Origin of the sequence: Actinacidiphila glaucinigra (genome assembly GCF_900188405.1) — a bacterium.
In the GTDB taxonomy this organism is placed as follows: Bacteria; Actinomycetota; Actinomycetes; order Streptomycetales; family Streptomycetaceae; genus Actinacidiphila; species Actinacidiphila glaucinigra.
On record NZ_FZOF01000029.1, the window covers coordinates 93,515 to 110,341 of the forward strand.

A 16,827-nucleotide genomic window follows, 5' to 3' on the forward strand; every position below is an offset into this window, starting at 1 on the left:
GGGAGGATGCTTGGGAGGCGACCATGAGCGCTGCGGAGTCCAAAGCCGCGCTGTGCAACAACCTGGCGCTGCGCAAGGCGGCCAGGTACCTCGGCGCGACCTACGACAAGGCGCTCGCCCCGGTCGGCCTGCGCGCGACGCAGTTCAGCATCCTGCAGCACCTCGGGGCCCGGGGGGAGCTGACGATCACCGCTCTCGCCGACATGATCGCCATGGACCGCACGACGATGGCCTCCAACCTCAAGCCGCTCGCGCGGGAGGGCCTGGTCACCGTCGAGACCTCGGCAGCCGACCGCCGCGCCCGGATCGTCGCGATCACACCGGAGGGCCTGGCCCGGATGGAGTCCGCGCTCCCCCTGTGGTACGACGTGCAGACCCGGTTCGAGGAGCGCTTCGGTACCGAGGACGCGGCCCGGCTGCGCGGGTTCCTCGAGGCCGTCCTGGACACCGGTTTCGAACCCTGGGCGGAGTGAGCGGCCGCCGACGGGGCACCTCATGACCGGCTGACGACGGTGTCGTCCGGGCTTTGGGCGGCGTCCGCGGCCGGGTCGGGGCGCCCGGACCCGTCGCGCCGACGGCGGCGGAGGTCGTTGCACCAGGCCAGAGCGCACGCCGCCCCGTACAGCAGGCCGATCGGGGTCGCCAGCAGCAGCATGCTGACCGGGTCGGTGCTGGGGGTGGCGACCGCGGCGAAGGCGGCGACGCCCATGAGCATGCCGCGCCACCAGCCGGTCATCCGCCGGGCGCTGATCACCCCGCCGAGGTTCAGCAGCACGAGGAGCACCGGGAGTTCGAAGGAGAGGCCGAAGACGACGACCATGCGGGTGGCCAGGTCGAGGTAGTCGTCGACGGGCAGGATGTTGGTGGCGTCGTCGGGGGTGAAGGAGATCAGCACCCGGGTGGTCGTGGGCAGCGTCCGGTAGGCCACCGCGGCGCCGGTCAGGAACAGGGGGATGCCGGCCCCGAGGAAGGCCAGCGTGTACTTCCTCTCGTGGCGGTGCAGACCCGGCGCGACGAAGGCCCACAGCTGGTACAGCCACACCGGGCTCGCGCCCACCACTCCCGCGGTGATCGACACCTTCAGGACGAGGCTGAACGGGGAGAGGAGGCCGTTGAGGGCGATCACGCCGCAGTGCCCCGCACCGTCCACCCCTGGGACGCCGGTCAGGCGGCCGGGGGCGCAACCGGGCAGCGGGTCGATCAGGAGGCCGATCAGCTGCCGGTGGAAGAGGGCCGCGACGACGGTGGCGAGCAGGATCGCCCCCACGGCCTTGAGCAGCCGGTTGCGCAGTTCGCGCAGGTGCTCCCGGAGGGTCATCCCGTCGGGGCCCTGCGGGGTGCCGGTGGTCATCGCCGCTCCTTCCGGGCGTTTCAGCGCCGGTGGGGCGCGTCCGCCGCGACGGCCTCGGACGCCGCGTGGGGGGTCCCGTCACCGGTCGCGAGGGCGGGGGCCGGCGCGGGGCTTGCGGCCTCGTCGCCGTCGTCGGCGCGCATGGCCTTGGTCTCGCTCCTGAGGATCCGGAGCGACTGCCCGAAGGAACGGGCCATGTCGGGGAGTCGTTTGGCGCCGAAGAGGAGGAGGACGACGACGAGGATGAGAAGGATCTCGGGTGCTCCGAGCCTGCCGAACATGGGGATTTCCTTTCTGAGGTGCCGAGGTGTTGGGGTGCTGTGGTGTTGAGGTGCTGAGGTGCCGCACGCGTCTGCACGGCCGGGGGGGACGGACCCCGTCACTACCGCCGGCCGCCGGCGGGCGGATCGCGTGGGTCGAGGTCGGTGAGGTCCAGGTCCCGTATCTCGGGCGGGAGTTCGTCCCGCAGGCCCGCCCGGGCGCCCTGCGCGAGCTCACGGAGCCCGCGCAGGGCACGCACGGTGTCGGAGACCAGCCCGGGGAGCTTGTCCGGTCCGACGAGGACGACCGCCACCACGAGCAGCGTCAGGATTTCCAGCGGGCCGATGTCGGAGAACACCGCGCCTCCCGTCTGTGGGTGGGGATCGCCCGGGTGGGTCCCGGTCGAGGCTTACCGGCGGCCGGCGGCGCGGCGGTACGGGGCGAGGAACGTGCCGAGTTCCGTGAGCATCTCGCCGGGCGCCTGCTCGGCGACCCAGTGGCCGGCGCCACGGAGGACCACGCCCCGTACGTCCTCGGCGAGGGGCCGCATCGCGTCCGCGACGCCGGCGCCCCAGCTCTCGGATCCGCCGATCGCCAGGACCGGCATCGTCAGCTTCTTCTCCGCGCGCTTCTCGTTCTGCTTGGTGGTGGCGTCCCACGCGCGGTAGAAGCCGAAGCTGCCGCGCAGGGTCACGGGGTCGGAGAAGAGGCGCACGTAGTACTCGCGTGCGTACCGGGGCAGCCGCTCCCCGCCCTGGATGTCGAACTCGTAGCCGTAGAAGTCCTCTTCGCGGCCCCTGACCAGCTTTTCGATCAGCTCGTGGTCGACCCGGTTGAACGGGATGTGCCAGAGCCTGTTGTTGTCCCGCTCGTCCAGGAAGAGGGGCGGTGAGGCGGACTGCCGCGGAGGGCCGGGGACTTCGGCGAGGGCGACGCGGGCGACGCGATCCGGGTGGTCGGCCGCCAGCGCGTAGCTGATGATCATTCCGGTGTCGTGGCCGACGACGGCGAAGCGCTCGTGGCCCAGGGCCTCCATCAGCGCGACCAGGTCGTCCGCCAGGGTGCCGGTGTCGTACCCGCTGCGGGGCTTGTCGGTCAGTCCCATGCCGCGCTGGTCCACGGCGACGACGGTGTGGTGCCGGGCCAGTTCCGGCATCAGCATGCGCCAGGCGTACCAGTTCTGCGGCCAGCCGTGCACCAGCAGAAGCGGCGGCCCCTCACCTCCGACGACGACGTGCTGGCGCAGCCCGCCGGCCTGTACGAAGCGGCTGCGGAAGGTCCGGGTGAACCCGGCCGGCAGCCGGGGCGCCGAGGAGACCGTCCCGAACGCGTGCGGCGTCCGCGCGGGCTGGGTGGCGGAGGCCGACGGAAGCCCGCCTGCCAGCGAGAGGCCGGCGACGGTGGCGGCGGAGGCGGCCGCACCGCCGACGAAGGTGCGTCGCGACAGTCCGCGCGGGGCACGGTGCGACGCGGGCTTCGGGGCGTGGCCGTCCTGCCCCGGCGGCTCGACGGGGGGCATGTTCACGGGGGGATTCCTTTCGCTATGAACGAGCATGTGCGCGTATTGGGGCGCAGAGGGGGGCCGTGCGTACGTACGGCCCCCACTGCGGGAGGGAGCCGGCGTCAGCCGCCGGTCAGCGGCCGGGGAAGCGCTGCTTGATCTCCTGGAGCACCCAGCCGTTGCCGTCCGGGTCGCTGAAGGTGGCGAACGAGCCGTACGAGGCGCGCTCGGGGTGCAGACCGGCGAGCCGCCCCTGCCCCTCCAGCAGGTGGGTGGTGTCACCGCCGGCGTGGCCGTGGAACAGCAAGCCGCCGGCGTCGTGGAACACCTCGCTCACCTCGATGCCGCGGGCGATCAGCTCCGCACGGGCCTCCTCGATGTCGAGAACGGCCAGGTACAGACCCTGGACGGAGCCCGGCTCGGCCGGGGTGAGCCCCGTGCCGAACATCACCGAGCACTCCGAGCCCGGCGGGGTGAGGTGCACCGCGCGAAAGTCCGCGCCGGCGGACTTGTCGATGTCCAGGCGGAATCCCGCCGCCTCGTAGAACGCCTTGGCCCGGTCGACGTCGGACACGGGCAGCACGACCACTTCGAGCTTCATGTACATGGGGAGGTCCTTCTTGATTGACGACGGTGCGCCGCACGTGGGCGGGTCACCGTTCCGGGGGACGAGGACGGCGGGGCCGCACGGGCGCCGCCACACGGCGGGGTGCCGGTCGGGGGCCGAAGGCTTCGAGCCCGGCTCCAGGAGCGGCTCAGCCTGTCCTCGTGGTTATGACCGTAGACGATTAGCCAACAACGCACAAAGCCCGGATGGCCGAATTCCGGCTTTCGTGACCGACCTCACCGTGCGGGAAGAGGGCGAGGACCGTATCTGTTTCAGACCTAACGGGGAGCAACCTAGAATGAGCGGGAAAGGAGGTCCGTACGATGCCCGCACCCGCGACCGAACGCAGTCCGCTGAACCAGCCGGCGGCCGCCGACACACTCCTGCGGTTCCTCAACACCCACGCCTCCGGACCCCGGCAGCTCCCCGAGCGCTTCGCGGACGCCCGGACCATGCAGGCATGGCTGCTGGAGCACGGCCTGGGCACCGAGACCACCCACGTCACCGAGGCCGACGCGGCCGGCGCACGCGAACTGCGCGACGCCCTGATCACCGTGCTGCTGGCGCACGCGGGCGACCCGAACACCACACCCGACGCGCTCGCACAGGCGGAGGAGCACCTGCGCGGCATCGCGGTCCGGTACCCCCTCACCACGGTCGTCACGGCCACGGGCGCCACTTTGACGAGCACCCAGACCGGTATCCCCGGGCTGTTCGGGACCGCACTGGCGAGCGTCACCGAACTCGCGCACGCGGGACTGTGGGACAGGCTGCGGGCGTGCCGCCACGATCCGTGCCACTTCTGCTTCTTCGACCGGACGCGCAACAGCTCCGCCGGTTACTGCGGCCCGAGGTGCGCCTCCCGCGCGTCGATGCGGGCCTACCGGCGGCGCATGAAGGAACAGGCCGCCGCATCGTCGGACTGACCTCCGCCGGCTGTGTCGCACCGATGGTGCGTCCCCGACGCCCCGTGCCCGTGATATGAACCTCAGGGACCGAACGGGAACAAATCGGGCGGATCGCCCCGCGCGAGGGCCATGCCCCGCGGCCCGGACATCCGACCGGCGGAAGGTGGGCGGAGATGCCGCACTACGATCTTGTGATCCTCGGGGCGGGGAGCGGCAACATGCTGTTCGGCGAGGAGTTCGCGCACCTGCGCTGCGCCATCGTCGAACCGGGCCGGTTCGGCGGTACCTGCCTGAACCGCGGCTGCATCCCCAGCAAGATGTTCGTCGTCGCCGCCGACGCGGCCGAGGAGGCCCGGGCGGCGGCACGGCTCGGGGTGCACGCCACCGTCGAACCCGTCGACTGGAAGACCGTACGCGACCGGGTGTTCCGGCGCATCGACCCGCTCCACGACAGCGCGGTCGACTACCGCCGCGACAACGGCATCGACGTGTACTCCGAGGAGGCTCGCTTCGTCGCGCCGAAGGTTCTGCAGGTGGGTGCGGAGCGGATCACCGCCGACACCTTCGTCGTCTCGGTCGGCTCACGGCCCCTCGTGCCGGACATCCCCGGACTGGACTCCGTGCCGTTCCACACCTCCGACACCATCATGCGGATCGAGGACTCCCCCGCCTCCCTGGTCATCCTCGGCGGCGGTTTCATCGCGGCCGAGTTCGGCCACGTCTTCAGCGCGTTCGGCTCGGACGTGACGATCATCCAGCGGGGGCCGCGCCTGCTGATGGCGGAGGACGAGCAGGTGTCCGAGCGTTTCACCGAGCTCGCGTCCCGGCGGCACCGCCTCCTCCTCGGCGCCACCGTCGCCGCCGTCGAGCGCCGCCCCGGCGGGGTCGAGGTGAGCATGACCTGCGCCGACGGCGACCATGTCGTCCAGGCCGAGATGCTGCTGGTGTGCACCGGCCGCCGGCCCAACAGCGACCGGCTGGACGCGGCGGCCGGCGGTCTGGAACTCGACGGGCACGGCCACATCGTGACCGACAACTCCTACCGCACGTCCGTACCGGGGGTCTGGGCCCTCGGCGACGTCGTGAACCACTTCCAGCTCAAGCACATGGCCAACGCCGAGTCCCGCGTCGTACGGCACAACCTGCTCCACCCGGACGACCTGCGCACCCTGTCCAACAAGGTCGCTCCGCACGCGGTCTTCACCAGCCCGCAGATCGCGAGCGTCGGGCTGACGGAGCAGGAGGCGCGCCGCCGGGGCGTGGAGTACCTGGTGAGCGTCCGCGACTACGCGGACACCGCCTACGGATGGGCGCTGGAGGACACCACCGGTTTCGTGAAGGTCCTGGCGGACCCCCACGACCGGAGCATCCTGGGCGCGCACATCATCGGTCCCCAGGCCGCGACACTGATCCAGCCGCTGATCCAGGCCATGTCGCTGGGGCAGACGGCCGACCAGGTCGGCCGGGACGTGCTGTACATCCACCCCGCGCTCACCGAGGCCGTCGAGCAGGCACTGCTGGATCTGTAGTCCGGGGTACGAGCGGGGCGGTCCCGCCTCGGGCGGGACCGCCCCGCTCGTCACGAGGCAGTGCGGCGGGCTACATCTTCATGTGCTTCATGTCGTGCGCGTCCATCCCCCGGCCCATGTCCATCAGCATCCGGTGGATGTCGTGGACCGGCGACGGCATGACGACGAAGGGCCGCATCATGCCCTCGTCCTCGTGGTCGAGGAGGTGGCAGTGGTACATGACCTTGCCGGTCTGGTCGGCGAGCCGTCCCGCCACGGTGACCAGGGTGTTGGCGTTGACGGTGATGGTGTCCTTCCAGCCGGACTCCTCCGGGGCGACCGGGACGGGTGCGCCGAGGGTGATGGGCTTCCTGGTCTGCGCCGTGGCGAAGTCCAGCCCGGAGGCGTCGACGGCCCGCCGGTCGACGACCTGGAAGTTCATCAGGTGGATGTGCATCGGGTGGTAGATGGGCACGCCTTCGGGGGCGGCGCTGATGAAGTGCCACTTCTCCCAGGTGCCGGCGGCGGCGAAGAAGGTGGTGGTGTCCTCGAACATGGTGCCCGTGCGGCGCAGCGTCCGGGTGCCGCCGGGCATGTCGACGGTGACGATGCCGGCGCCGGGTGCCGTGCCGGACGGGACTTCCTCCATCTCCCAGATCTGGGGCATGGCTCCGGTCTTGTCGAAGCTCAGCAGGACGAAGCGCTCGGTGGCGTCCTTGGGCACATCGGTGAGGGTGAGCCTGCGAAACGACTTCGACAACGTTGTCGGCAGCGGGTGGAGCGCGCGGCGCTTCTTCTCTACGCGGAACTGCATGACCTCGGCGTGCGGGATCAGGAAGTCGGGCAGGTCGGCGCCGGGGGTCTGGCCCGGGATGGTGTTGACGAGCTTGAGCTTCCTCCCGGGGTGGGCCGCGAAGTCGATGACGACGTCCGCGCGTTCGGCGGGCGACAGCGAGAGCGCCTCGTCGATCGTCTGGGGCTTGCCGAGCAGGCCCATGTCGGTGCCGATGAGCTTCATGGCGCCGCGGACGACCTTGCCGGTCTCCTCGTCGACGACGACCAGGCGGTAGACGCGCGCGCCGGAGACGTTGACCAGGCGGAAGCGGTAGGCGCGGGCCTGGACGTCCAGGTACGGCCACACCACGCCGTTGACCATGGTGAACGGGGCCAGGCTCGCCAGGGCGGGCGGGATGGTGCCGGGCATCGGCATCGAGCCGGGGCCCAGGATCCGCTTGGCGAGGACCTGGCCGGTCAGCCGGCCCTGGGCGTCGGTGTCGAAGTTCACGTCCTGGATGGTCAGCGGGATCTCGTGCTCGCCGCGGGGCAGACCGAGCCGGTCCTCCTCCGCGTCGCGCACCAGGTAGTTGCCGACCAGGCCGGACTGGACGTTGAGCGAGGTCACCGCCATGGCGTGGTCGTGGTAGAAGAGGTGGGTCGCCGCCTGGTCGTTGGCGTACTCGCCCAACTGCCCGTTGCCGGAGGTGACTCCGAACTCCGCGGCACCGTCGCTCAGGGCGTTCTGGTGACCGCCGTGCACATGGACGGTGGTCCATGCGGTGAGCCGCTCGACCTCGGGGCGCGGGGAAGCGCCCTCGGAGCCGGGACGGTTGTAGGGCAGCAGACCGGGGCCGGGGCCCTCCGCCTCCACCCACACCGCCTTGAGCGGCGTCCTGCCCTTGAGCTTGTTGTTCCAGGCGATGCGGACCCGCTCCCCGCTGCGGACCTCGAGGGTCGGGCCGGGGAAGTGGCCGGCGTAGGTCCACATCCGCGTGGCCGGCATCTGGGAGTGGAGCCGGACCCGGGACTCGACCATGTCGATCTCCGTGATCCCATGGCTCTTTGGGCGCAGCGTCGGCGGGACGCGCAGCGGGTCGCGGAAGGGCTTCAGCGTCGTGAACGTGGGCTCGTTCACGCCCTGCAGCGCGTCGGCGGCCTCCGCCGTGCCCTGGAAGACGCCGGTGGAGCCGAGGACTCCGGTGCCGGCCACGGCGACGGCGGCGGCGGTGGCCCCGGCCATGCCGAGAACGGTCCGCCTGCTGGTCGTTGACATGTAGATGTTCATCCTGTTCTGGGTGGCACGAGTGCGGGAGGCCGGGCTTCGCGGGGACGCGCGCGCTCCCCTGGGTCCGGGGAGCGGCGGTCCGCGCGCCTCAGGGCGGCGATGCCGAGCGGACGGCCGGCGGCCTGAGGAGACTTCCGGTGCGGACGGATGCGGTCGGGCCTGTCGGCCGTCCGGCATTCCGCGTCGGGGCAGGCGCTTCGAGGCCTGCCGGCCGGTCCCGACAAGGGTGGTGTCGGTCCGGCGCTCCCGGTGCACGCGACCTCGTGGTGGGTTCGCCACCTCGGGTGCGGCACTCGTATCGGGGCGATCCCCCAGCGTGCGCCGAGCCCCCCGCATACTATTTGCTCGGTCAAGCAATTAGAACATTCGGACACTTGTACGTGCAAGTAGCTTGATTCCCCATCAAAACGAACGCGGCGGCCCCACCGAAGGGGGCACGCCGCGCCCTCCGTCCGGCATCCCCCGCCGGATGCCGGAGCGGCTCACACGGGCTCAGCCCAGGTAGAAGTCCCGGCGGGCGGCGACGAACTGCCCGACGGTGCGCGCGGGCACGCCCGTCACGCGCTCGACATCCTGCGACGCCCGGTCGTAGCGGTTCTCCCGGTGCAGCCGGCCCATGGTGGCGATGTGCGCCTCCGCGTGCGGAGGCAGCCCGGCCCTGCCGAGCACCTCGGTCTCCCACCACTGCGGCGGCACGTCGACGTACCGCACCTCACGCCCCAGGGCCAGCGAGAACTCCTCCGCCATCTCGGTCATGTCGACCGTGCGCGGTCCCGTCAGCTCGTAGACCCGGCCGACGTGCGGGCCCGGGTCGCGCAGCACCGTGGCGACGACCCGGGCCACGTCCTCCACGGCCACCGGCGAGGTGCGCCCGGTGCCGAACGGCAGCGCGATCGTGCCGTTCTCCCGGATGGACCGTGCGGCCAGCGCGGTGAACAGCGGGTTGTCCAGGAAGGAGGTCGGTCGGACGTGGACCACCGGCAGGCCCGACCAGTCCAGCACCTGCTCCGCCAGCCAGTGCAGCCGCTGCTGGTAGGACTCCCCCGCGCTGGTCGCGGTCATCTGCGACACCGTCATCTGCGACATGCCCACCAGCGCGTCCAGCCGCCCGTACTCGCGGGCGACGCTCGCGACCACGGTCGCCGCGACCAGGTGGTCCGGCGAGACGGGCATGGCGAAGTACATCCGCCGCGCGCCCTCCAGCGCCGCCGCCACGGTCTCGGGCCGGGTCAGGTCGCCGATGACCACCTCGGCGCCGAGCGCGCGCAGCGCGTCCGCCCGCTCATCGTCGCGGCGGACCATCGCGCGCACCGGTACGTCCCGCGCACGCAGGAGTTCGAGGACGGTACGGCCCACGCCGCCGACACCGGTGACGAGGACGAGATTGCCGGCAGCCATCTGGGCGGCCTCCTTCTGGGTTGGCTGGTTTCGAGGTGACGGATGGGGCCCCGGGGGCCCGTGGCGCACGCGGCGCCGAGGGGCGGCGCCGCCATCCGATCAATTACGAGCATATGCGCCTATCTGCCCGGGCGGCAAGGCGGCCGCCTGCGGCGCGGGCCGCCTCCGTACCCGCGGGCGCCGTGTCCCGCCCAAGGGCGACCGGCCTCCCGCGCACCTATACTCGCGAAGAGGGAGCCGTTCGATGACGAGCAACAGCGCGCTCGGAGAACACCGCCGCGAAGGCGGGCCCGCACGGACCGACGGCAGGGGTCTCGAGGAGGTCCTGCACGGTGTTGTCCGTGAGGCCCTGTTCCGGATGGACGCCGTGTCCGCGGCGGTCTACCTGCTGAGCCGGGACGCCTCCGAGGTACGGGCGGCGATGATCGCCGGGAGCCCGCCCTCCTGCTTCACGATGCCCTGCCGGATGAGCATGGACATGCCTCGGGCCTCCACCCGCGCCGTCGCCACGGGCAAGGTGGCGGTCCTGCCCGATCCCGATCCGGCCGACGAGGACCAGACGTACGCGCTGCCGTATCCCTACGCGGCGCTGGCCGCCCCGGTCACCGCCGGAGGGCGCCGCTTCGGCGCGCTCACCGTGCTGCGCCTGGAGAGCCACGGCGGCTTCGGTCCCACCGACCGCAGGGTGCTGCAGGAGATCGCGGACGCACTGGCGACGGACCTCGCCGGGCTCGCACGCGCCGGCACCGCCGTCATGGCCGGCGCCACACCCGCCCTCGTGCCGGTGTTCCACTCGAGCATCCGCACCCCCGGCTGGGGAGTGCGCGGTGTCCCCGGCTCGGCCGGCGCCAGCCTGATGTACCCCTTGCGTCACTTCGCCGAGCGGCTCAACCAGACCACGACGGTGGACGACCTCATCGCGGCGGCCCGGGACTCCATCATGTCCCCGTTCGGCGCCCGGGCCCTGGTGCTCGCCTCGGTGGGTGCGGGGCGGCTGTGGGTGCTGGGGCACAGCGGACCGTCCTCCGAGATGGTCCGCGCCCTGCACGGCACCCGGCTCGGTGCGCGCACTCCCGCCGTGGAGGCCGTCCGCGGGCACGCGCTCTTCCTGCCGGGGGGCCCGCCGCCGGAGGCGGGCTCCGGCGGGCAGGATGCCGGGCCGCCGGGCGAGGCCTACCTGCCGCTCGTCGTCGGGGGCAGGTCCGTCGCGGTGGCATCCGAGGTGCACCCGCACGTCGTCGGCGTGTGCTGCCTCGAGTTCGCGGGACCCCGCGAATTCCCGCCCGAGGAGCGGACGGTGCTCAGCATGATGGCCGGCATGCTGGGAGCGGCGGTGGAGCGCGTCGAACTGGGCACCAGGCAGCGCGAGGTCGCGGAGCACCTGCAGCGCAGGCTGCTTCCGTCCGGGCTCTCCGAGTTGCCGGGGCTCGCCACCACCGCGCGCTACCGGCCCGCCGTGACCACCGTCCAGGTGGGCGGCGACTGGTACGACGTGATCAAGGTGTCGGACGAGCGGATGGTGCTCGTCGTCGGCGACGTGGAGGGCCACGACCTGGACAGCGCCGCCGTCATGGGCCAGGCGCGCACGGCGCTGATCTCCTACGCCACCGAGGGCCACCGGCCCGCCGTGGTGATCGACCGGACGGGCAGGCTGCTCGCCGGACTCGGCACGGAGCAGCTCGTGACGTGCTGCGTGGTCGCCCTGGACACCGGCGACGGCACCGCCGAGGTGGCCCTCGCCGGCCATCCCGCGCCGCTCGTACGACGGCCCGACGGAGGCGTCGGCACCCTCGACGCGCCGGCGAACCTCCCCCTGGGCGTCACCGCCCGGCACGCCTACCAGAGTTGTGAGCACACGCTGTCGCCCGGATCCGTGCTGATGCTCTACTCCAACGGCCTGACCGATTCCGCCACCCGCGACCCCGGCACCTGCGCCGAGGACCTGCTCCGCGCCGGCGGCCGAGAGGCCGGGGCCGACCTGGAACGGCTGGCCGACCGTCTGGTCGCCGAGGTCTCCGGCGCACGGTGGCGCCGCGACGACGCCGTGCTGCTCCTGGCCCGCTACGAGGGCGCCGTGGGCAGGGGCGCACCGCGGACGGCGAGCCTGCACGTGCAGCGCCGCGATCTGCACGGGGTCAAGGCGGCCCGCGCGTTCGTCGACCGGCAGTTGCGCTCGTGGGAGCTGACCGGCCTGTCGGAGACCCTGCAGCTGATCGCGTCCGAGATCGTGACGAACGCCCTCGTCCACGCGGGCAGCGACGTCGACGTCAGGCTGCGGGCGTTCGAGGACCACGTGCGGCTGGAGGTGCGGGACTCCGACGGGAACCCGCCCGTCCCCTCGCCGCTGGCGCTGGACGCGGAGCGGAACGCCGAGGCCGAGCACGGCCGGGGCCTGCTCATCGTGGAGGCCCTGGCCGGGCAGTGGAACACCTCGCCCAACGGCCGCGGGAAGACCGTCTCGCTGGACCTGCCCATCCTGGAGGGCTGACGACTGACGGGTCCGGCCAGGAGCGGGCGGGCCGGCCGTCAGCGCGGACGGTCGTGGTCGTGGTGGTCGCCGTGATCACCGTGGTCGCCGTGGTCGTGGCCCGCGGGGCGGGCGGCCAGGGACCGGGCGCGCGTGGTGACCTCGTCCGCCCGGATCACGTCCTGTTCGGTGAGCACGTCCTCCAGGGCGGCCAGCCAGAGCCGGTAGTAGTCCCAGGGCTCGTTCGCGGCCCGCCCGTCCTCCCAGGCCCGGATCCGGGCGATCAGCGCGGCCTGGAACCGCGGCCAGGCGAAGGCCCCCGCCTCGTGCAGGCCCACGGCCATGCCGAAGGCGCGGCTCTCCCACGGCTCGGCGAAGACCAGCTCGCCGTTGGAACGGGGCGGGGCGGCCGGTCCGTCGACGTCCAGGGGCGCGGTCACGGCGCCGTCACCTTCGCCACGCCGACCATGGCGTCCCGGGTCACCAGCGGCACGAGTTCCTCCTCGGTCAAGTGCTCCGTTCCGGCAGGGCGTTCGGGCAGCACCAGCCAGCGCACCTCGCTGGTGGAATCGCGGACGGTGATCCGTACGCCGTCGGCGAGGTCGAGTCCCATCTCGGAGAGCACCGCGCGCGGCTCCCGCACCACGCGCGAGCGGTAGGCGGGGTCCTTGTACCAGCTCGGCGGGAGGCCGAGCACCGGCCACGGGTAGCAGGAACACAGGGTGCAGACCACCACGTTGTGGGTGGTGGGGGTGTTCTCCACGACGACGATGTGCTCGCCCTGGGGGCCGGTGAAGCCCAGTTCCGCGATGGCCGCGGTGCCGTCCTGGAGCAGCCGGCTCTTGTACTGCGGGTCGGTCCACGCCCTGGCGACGACCTTGGCTCCGTTGAGCGGGCCCACCTGGGTCTCGTAGGTGGCGATGATCGCGTCCATCGCCGCCGGGTCGATCAGGCCGCGCTCGGTGAGCAGTTGCTCGAGCGCCTCGGTGCGCAGGGCCGGGGCGAGGCGGTCGTCGGGACCGCTGGTGGGGGTCATGAGGGGGTCTCCAGGTAGCTCTCGAACAGCTCGGCGGTGACGGAGAAGGGTTCGGTGCCGGGGCCCCACAGTTCGCGGGAGTCGAACCGGACCGAGTAGACGTGCTGCGGGTTCTCGCCCAGGAAGTGCGCGTTGGTGTCGGGCAGCAGCGCGGAGGGCTGCACGAGCTCCACGACGCCGCTGCGTCCGCGCAGGTAGCCCGGCAGCCGCGTGTGCCCGGGTGGGGACATGTCCCTCGCCCGGACCCGCTCGCCGACGGCGAAGGCCGCGGGGGTGTCGACGGTGCGGAGCGAGCCCGGGGCGGTGGGGGCGTAGTCGGGGCGGACCGGTTCGGGCGCCGGGGGCTCCGCGGCGTGCTCGCCGCGCAGGTTGCGGGCACGGGTCTCGACGGCGGTGGGAGCGAGGACGGCGGTCTCGGTGAGCACCAGCTCCGCGGCGTTCAGCCACCGGCCGAAGTAGCCCTCGTCCAGGTAGGCGGCCCGGTCCAGGCGTTCCGTGGCGTGCCGGAACGCGTCCACGTTGTAGCCGGACACCCGGATGGAGAGGAGCGCGAGCGCGAACGCCCGCGCCTGCCAGGGCTCCGCGAAGACCGGTTCGCCGGGTCGCGGCGGCCGGACGGGGCCCCATCCCTCGGTGCCCCCCATGTCGGCGATGCCCTCCATGGTGTGCCCTTTCGTGTGCCGGGACGACTGGCACACCAGCTTGGCCCCCGGGTGGCCGCCGTTCCCGGCGACACGGCCCGCGCGCCGTCCGTTTCCATCCGATGGGCCGTCGGGCCCGCGCCCTACCGGGGGCCGAGGAACTCCCGGGCGCCGCGCAGACGTGTCCGTATGAGCCTTTGGGTGGCGCTGCTGTCGAGGCGGACGTCGAGGGGCCCGGGCACGGGGCCGTCGGCGCGGCGCCCGGTGGGCAGCGCGGTGGCGTCGAGTCCGTCGCGGCGGGCGATCAGTACGCCGAGTTCGTGACGGCTGAGGGCGTCCGCCCCGGCGAGATGGAACACCCCGGACGCGTCGGACACCGCGAGTTCCCACAGGGCGGCGGCGAGGTCCACGACGTGCACCGGGCAGCGCACGTCGTCGGTGAACAGGCCGCCGTCGCGCACCCCGGCGGCCAGGTCGTGGACGAGGCGCTCGTGGACGGATCCGCCGTCGCCGATGATCAGCGAGGTGCGCGCGACCACGGCCGACGGCACCAGCAGCCGCACCGCGGTCTCGGCGGCGGCCTTCGCCGCGCCGTACGGGGTGAGGGGATCGGGCAGGCAGGTCTCGTCGTAGTGGACCCGGGCCCCGGAGAAGACGGCGTCGCTGGAGACGTGGACCAGGCGGCAGCGGCGTTCCGCCGCGGCCAGCGCCACCCGGACCGATCCGTCGGCGGTGACCTCCCAGTCGCTGTACCCGCTGGTGGCGTTGACGACGGTGTCGGGGGCGACCTCGGCCAGCACCTCGGCCGGATCGCCGGGGGCGCGGAGGTCGAGGTGGTGCCACGGGACGCCGGGAACGCCGCCGGGGCGACGGGAGCGGTACGTCGCGACCGTCTCGAACCCCGCGGCCACGGCCTGCCGCACGAGTTCCCTGCCGAGGAAGCCGCTGCCGCCGACGATGAGGACCTTCACCTGCCCCACCGTAGGGCAGCCGCACGGCCGGTGGCCCCGTCCCTTCCCGGAAACGTCGAAGGCACGGGAGAAAGCCCGGAGTCGTGGCGGCTGCGGCTGCCGTACCGAGTCCTCGCGGAGGGCAGTCCGCACGGGTGGCAGGACGTTGACGGCCCTGCCGAGACCACCCGGCACGAATTCGAGTCGACCTGGGCCGCCGCGCGAGAGATCCTCGACGCGAATCCCACCGAGGAGACGAGTTGATCACGGAGTACCAGCAGAGGCTGCGCGAGCGCTACCTCGGCGCCCCCGTCATGCCGGCCCCGGAACCGTGGCAGCCGGTGCTCGACCGCGGAACCCCCATCGGCGGCCTGCTCGGCATCGGCTTCGCCGCCCACCCCGACAGCGGGCACGACCTCGTCATGGTCGTCTCCGGCGACGGCCACGGGCTCTTCGACGCGGTCACCGGCGAGAAGATCGCCCGCGACCGGGACCCCGACCCCGCCACCAGCACCCCCGACGCCCACCCGGACCTCGCCTGCCCCGGTCTCGGGCCGATCGAGGGCACCCAGATCCGCATCGCCGGTCTCTTCGGCGGCGGCCTCCACAGGACCACCCCCGACGGCTGGACGCTGGACGTCGTCAGCCCGGAATGGCCCCACGACCGCGTCATCCTCTCCGCTGACGGCGGGACCCGCAAAGGCCCGGCGGGAGAGGCATGGTGGCATGTCTTCCACTCGGAGCACTCAGAACTTCGCACCGCCGGGTTCTCCCCCTCCGGCCGCACCCTGGCCGTCGCCACCAGCAGCGACCTCACTGTCTGGACCCGACAGCGACTCCACTGAGCCGCGCGAGTCGTGCGAGCAGCGGCGCGGGGGGCCCGGGTTCGGTCCGGCCGTCCTCGGCGGGCCCTGACGGGGCGGCGCCCCGTCAGCCCGGGAACGTGTCGTGAGCGGGGCGCCGCTGCCGGGGGACGGTGCCGGACGGGGCTCCCGCGGCACGGGCGCCCGTGGTGTTCCAGGCCTTGATGACGGGGCGGCCGTGCTCGGTGCCGAGGCGGCTGACGGTGCCGGTGTCCAGGGCGAACAGCGAGCCGGCGGACGGCGGCAGTCCGAGGCGGCGGGCGGTGAGGACGCGCAGGATGTGGCCGTGGGCGACGAGCAGAACGTCGCCCGCACCGGGGTCGCGCAGCAGCGGCTCCACGCGCGCGAGCACGCGGTCGGCGCGGCGGCCGACGTCCTCGGGGCTCTCCCCGGGATGGTCCGCGGGGCCGGGGGCCACACCGTCGGTCCACAGGTTCCACGACGGGCGGGCGCGGTGGATCTCCGCGGTGGTGACCCCCTCGTAGCCCCCGTAGTCCCATTCGCTCAGGTCCGGGTCGATCTCGGCGCCGGACACCCCGGCCAGTTCGGCGGTGCGTACGGCGCGGCGCAGGGGGCTGCTCAGGGCGAGGGCGATGTCGTGCGCGCCGAGCAGGTGGGCGACGCGGGCGGCCTCGCCCTCGCCGTGCGGTGTCAGGGGCAGGTCGGTGTGGCTGGTGTGCTGCCGGGACAGGGTCCACGCGGTCTCGCCGTGGCGGAGCAGGAGCAGGTCGCCCATGGTCGTTCATCCACTTTCGGCACGGAGCAGGAGGGGTGGTGCGGGTGAGGCAGTGGGGGTGGCGGTGCGGGTGGGAATGTGCGGAGCCCGCGCCGACGGGCGCGGGCTCCGGCGGTGACTAGGCCTTGTCGGCCGCGGTGGTGACGGCGTGGCCGCCGAACTGGTTGCGCAGCGCGGCGATCATCTTCATCTGCGGGGAGTCGTCCTGGCGGGACGCGAAGCGGGCGAAGAGGGACGCGGTGATCGCGGGCAGCGGCACGGCCTGGTCGATGGCGGCCTCGACGGTCCAGCGGCCCTCGCCCGAGTCCTCCGCGTAGCCCTTGAGCTTGTCGAGGTGCTCGTCCTCGTCCAGGGCGTTGACGGCCAGGTCCAGCAGCCAGGAGCGGATGACGGTGCCCTCCTGCCAGGAGCGGAACACCTCGCGCACGTCGGTGACCGAGTGGACCTTCTCCAGCAGCTCCCAGCCCTCGGCGTAGGCCTGCATCATGGCGTACTCGATGCCGTTGTGGACCATCTTGGCGAAGTGGCCGGCGCCGAC

Annotated in this window: 17 protein-coding genes and 1 pseudogene; 5 read left to right on the forward strand and 13 right to left on the reverse strand. The window is 72.8% G+C overall.

All coding sequences use genetic code 11. From position 1 onward, the window contains the following. Positions 1-23 precede the first annotated feature (23 nt). Positions 24-473 (forward strand): MarR family winged helix-turn-helix transcriptional regulator, encoded by a 450-nt coding sequence (locus CHF15_RS36415; protein ID WP_089228206.1) that lies wholly within the window; start codon positions 24-26, stop codon positions 471-473. Between the two features lie 20 nt (positions 474-493). Here the strand turns inward: CHF15_RS36415 and tatC are convergent, their stop codons facing one another. From tatC to CHF15_RS36440, 5 genes are all read right to left on the reverse strand, one after another. Then, positions 494-1,351: a twin-arginine translocase subunit TatC gene (gene tatC / locus CHF15_RS36420; RefSeq protein ID WP_089228207.1), complete on the reverse strand. Its 858-nt coding sequence runs from the start codon at positions 1,349-1,351 to the stop codon at positions 494-496. A 20-nt stretch (positions 1,352-1,371) separates the two neighbouring features. Continuing rightward, entirely contained in the window at positions 1,372-1,632 is a 261-nt protein-coding gene (gene tatA, locus CHF15_RS36425; protein ID WP_089228208.1) for a Sec-independent protein translocase subunit TatA, read from the reverse strand. A gap of 101 nt (positions 1,633-1,733) precedes the next feature. After that, complete coding sequence (locus tag CHF15_RS36430) at positions 1,734-1,970, reverse strand: twin-arginine translocase TatA/TatE family subunit (protein WP_089228209.1); 237 nt, start codon at positions 1,968-1,970, stop codon at positions 1,734-1,736. 51 nt (positions 1,971-2,021) lie between these two features. Next, positions 2,022-3,131: an alpha/beta fold hydrolase gene (locus CHF15_RS36435; RefSeq protein ID WP_322975715.1), complete on the reverse strand. Its 1,110-nt coding sequence runs from the start codon at positions 3,129-3,131 to the stop codon at positions 2,022-2,024. 115 nt (positions 3,132-3,246) lie between these two features. Further along, positions 3,247-3,720, reverse strand: coding sequence for a VOC family protein (locus CHF15_RS36440; RefSeq protein WP_089228211.1), 474 nt, complete (start codon positions 3,718-3,720; stop codon positions 3,247-3,249). Positions 3,721-4,043: 323 nt separating this feature from the next. Between CHF15_RS36440 and CHF15_RS36445 the strand changes: the two genes are divergently transcribed. Further along, entirely contained in the window at positions 4,044-4,646 is a 603-nt protein-coding gene (locus tag CHF15_RS36445) for a CGNR zinc finger domain-containing protein (protein WP_089228212.1), read from the forward strand. Between the two features lie 155 nt (positions 4,647-4,801). Beyond that, positions 4,802-6,157 (forward strand): mycothione reductase, encoded by a 1,356-nt coding sequence (locus CHF15_RS36450; RefSeq protein ID WP_089228213.1) that lies wholly within the window; start codon positions 4,802-4,804, stop codon positions 6,155-6,157. 70 nt (positions 6,158-6,227) lie between these two features. Here the strand turns inward: CHF15_RS36450 and CHF15_RS36455 are convergent, their stop codons facing one another. Together CHF15_RS36455 and CHF15_RS36460 are read right to left on the reverse strand one after the other, a co-directional pair. Continuing rightward, complete coding sequence (locus tag CHF15_RS36455; protein WP_245939232.1) at positions 6,228-8,186, reverse strand: multicopper oxidase family protein; 1,959 nt, start codon at positions 8,184-8,186, stop codon at positions 6,228-6,230. Between the two features lie 504 nt (positions 8,187-8,690). Continuing rightward, positions 8,691-9,596 carry an NAD(P)H-binding protein gene (locus CHF15_RS36460; RefSeq protein WP_089228215.1) on the reverse strand — a complete coding sequence of 302 codons (906 nt, stop codon included), beginning with the start codon at positions 9,594-9,596 and terminating at the stop codon, positions 8,691-8,693. 244 nt (positions 9,597-9,840) lie between these two features. On the opposite strand from CHF15_RS36460, the gene CHF15_RS36465 reads away from it, so the two are divergent. Further along, positions 9,841-12,084 (forward strand): SpoIIE family protein phosphatase, encoded by a 2,244-nt coding sequence (locus CHF15_RS36465; protein ID WP_089228216.1) that lies wholly within the window; start codon positions 9,841-9,843, stop codon positions 12,082-12,084. Between the two features lie 38 nt (positions 12,085-12,122). Here the strand turns inward: CHF15_RS36465 and CHF15_RS36470 are convergent, their stop codons facing one another. The 4 genes from CHF15_RS36470 to CHF15_RS36485 form a co-directional block, all read right to left on the reverse strand. Then, positions 12,123-12,503: a nitrile hydratase accessory protein gene (locus CHF15_RS36470; RefSeq protein ID WP_089228217.1), complete on the reverse strand. Its 381-nt coding sequence runs from the start codon at positions 12,501-12,503 to the stop codon at positions 12,123-12,125. After that, positions 12,500-13,099 (reverse strand): nitrile hydratase subunit alpha, encoded by a 600-nt coding sequence (nthA, locus tag CHF15_RS36475; RefSeq protein ID WP_089228218.1) that lies wholly within the window; start codon positions 13,097-13,099, stop codon positions 12,500-12,502. The genes CHF15_RS36470 and nthA overlap by 4 nt, the downstream gene beginning before the upstream one ends. Continuing rightward, positions 13,096-13,761 (reverse strand): nitrile hydratase subunit beta, encoded by a 666-nt coding sequence (gene nthB, locus CHF15_RS36480; protein ID WP_089228219.1) that lies wholly within the window; start codon positions 13,759-13,761, stop codon positions 13,096-13,098. The genes nthA and nthB overlap by 4 nt, the downstream gene beginning before the upstream one ends. A gap of 122 nt (positions 13,762-13,883) precedes the next feature. Next, the gene (locus tag CHF15_RS36485; RefSeq protein WP_179280119.1) at positions 13,884-14,711 is read right to left on the reverse strand and encodes an SDR family oxidoreductase; all 828 of its coding nucleotides are present in this window, start codon (positions 14,709-14,711) and stop codon (positions 13,884-13,886) included. A 239-nt stretch (positions 14,712-14,950) separates the two neighbouring features. On the opposite strand from CHF15_RS36485, the gene CHF15_RS36495 reads away from it, so the two are divergent. Beyond that, positions 14,951-15,535 (forward strand): hypothetical protein, encoded by a 585-nt coding sequence (locus CHF15_RS36495; protein ID WP_089228222.1) that lies wholly within the window; start codon positions 14,951-14,953, stop codon positions 15,533-15,535. Positions 15,536-15,620: 85 nt separating this feature from the next. Here CHF15_RS36495 and CHF15_RS36500 read toward each other — a convergent pair whose 3' ends face one another. Together CHF15_RS36500 and CHF15_RS36505 are read right to left on the reverse strand one after the other, a co-directional pair. Next, positions 15,621-16,289 (reverse strand): histidine phosphatase family protein, encoded by a 669-nt coding sequence (locus CHF15_RS36500; RefSeq protein WP_089228223.1) that lies wholly within the window; start codon positions 16,287-16,289, stop codon positions 15,621-15,623. A gap of 118 nt (positions 16,290-16,407) precedes the next feature. After that, positions 16,408-16,827: pseudogene (locus CHF15_RS36505) on the reverse strand (6-phosphogluconate dehydrogenase); the annotation flags it as partial.

What these genes read in the sequence shown, in the direction of transcription:
- tatA (WP_089228208.1), bottom strand. Translation starts at nt 1,632, where the DNA reads ATGTTCGGCAGGCTCGGAGCACCCGAGATCCTTCTCATCCTCGTCGTC.
- CHF15_RS36445 (WP_089228212.1), top strand. Translation starts at nt 4,044, where the DNA reads ATGCCCGCACCCGCGACCGAACGCAGTCCGCTGAACCAGCCGGCGGCC.
- CHF15_RS36455 (WP_245939232.1), bottom strand. Translation starts at nt 8,186, where the DNA reads ATGTCAACGACCAGCAGGCGGACCGTTCTCGGCATGGCCGGGGCCACC.
- CHF15_RS36460 (WP_089228215.1), bottom strand. Translation starts at nt 9,596, where the DNA reads ATGGCTGCCGGCAATCTCGTCCTCGTCACCGGTGTCGGCGGCGTGGGC.
- CHF15_RS36465 (WP_089228216.1), top strand. Translation starts at nt 9,841, where the DNA reads ATGACGAGCAACAGCGCGCTCGGAGAACACCGCCGCGAAGGCGGGCCC.
- CHF15_RS36415 (WP_089228206.1), top strand. Translation starts at nt 24, where the DNA reads ATGAGCGCTGCGGAGTCCAAAGCCGCGCTGTGCAACAACCTGGCGCTG.
- CHF15_RS36435 (WP_322975715.1), bottom strand. Translation starts at nt 3,131, where the DNA reads ATGCCCCCCGTCGAGCCGCCGGGGCAGGACGGCCACGCCCCGAAGCCC.
- nthA (WP_089228218.1), bottom strand. Translation starts at nt 13,099, where the DNA reads ATGACCCCCACCAGCGGTCCCGACGACCGCCTCGCCCCGGCCCTGCGC.
- CHF15_RS36440 (WP_089228211.1), bottom strand. Translation starts at nt 3,720, where the DNA reads ATGTACATGAAGCTCGAAGTGGTCGTGCTGCCCGTGTCCGACGTCGAC.
- tatC (WP_089228207.1), bottom strand. Translation starts at nt 1,351, where the DNA reads ATGACCACCGGCACCCCGCAGGGCCCCGACGGGATGACCCTCCGGGAG.
- CHF15_RS36500 (WP_089228223.1), bottom strand. Translation starts at nt 16,289, where the DNA reads ATGGGCGACCTGCTCCTGCTCCGCCACGGCGAGACCGCGTGGACCCTG.
- CHF15_RS36450 (WP_089228213.1), top strand. Translation starts at nt 4,802, where the DNA reads ATGCCGCACTACGATCTTGTGATCCTCGGGGCGGGGAGCGGCAACATG.
- nthB (WP_089228219.1), bottom strand. Translation starts at nt 13,761, where the DNA reads ATGGAGGGCATCGCCGACATGGGGGGCACCGAGGGATGGGGCCCCGTC.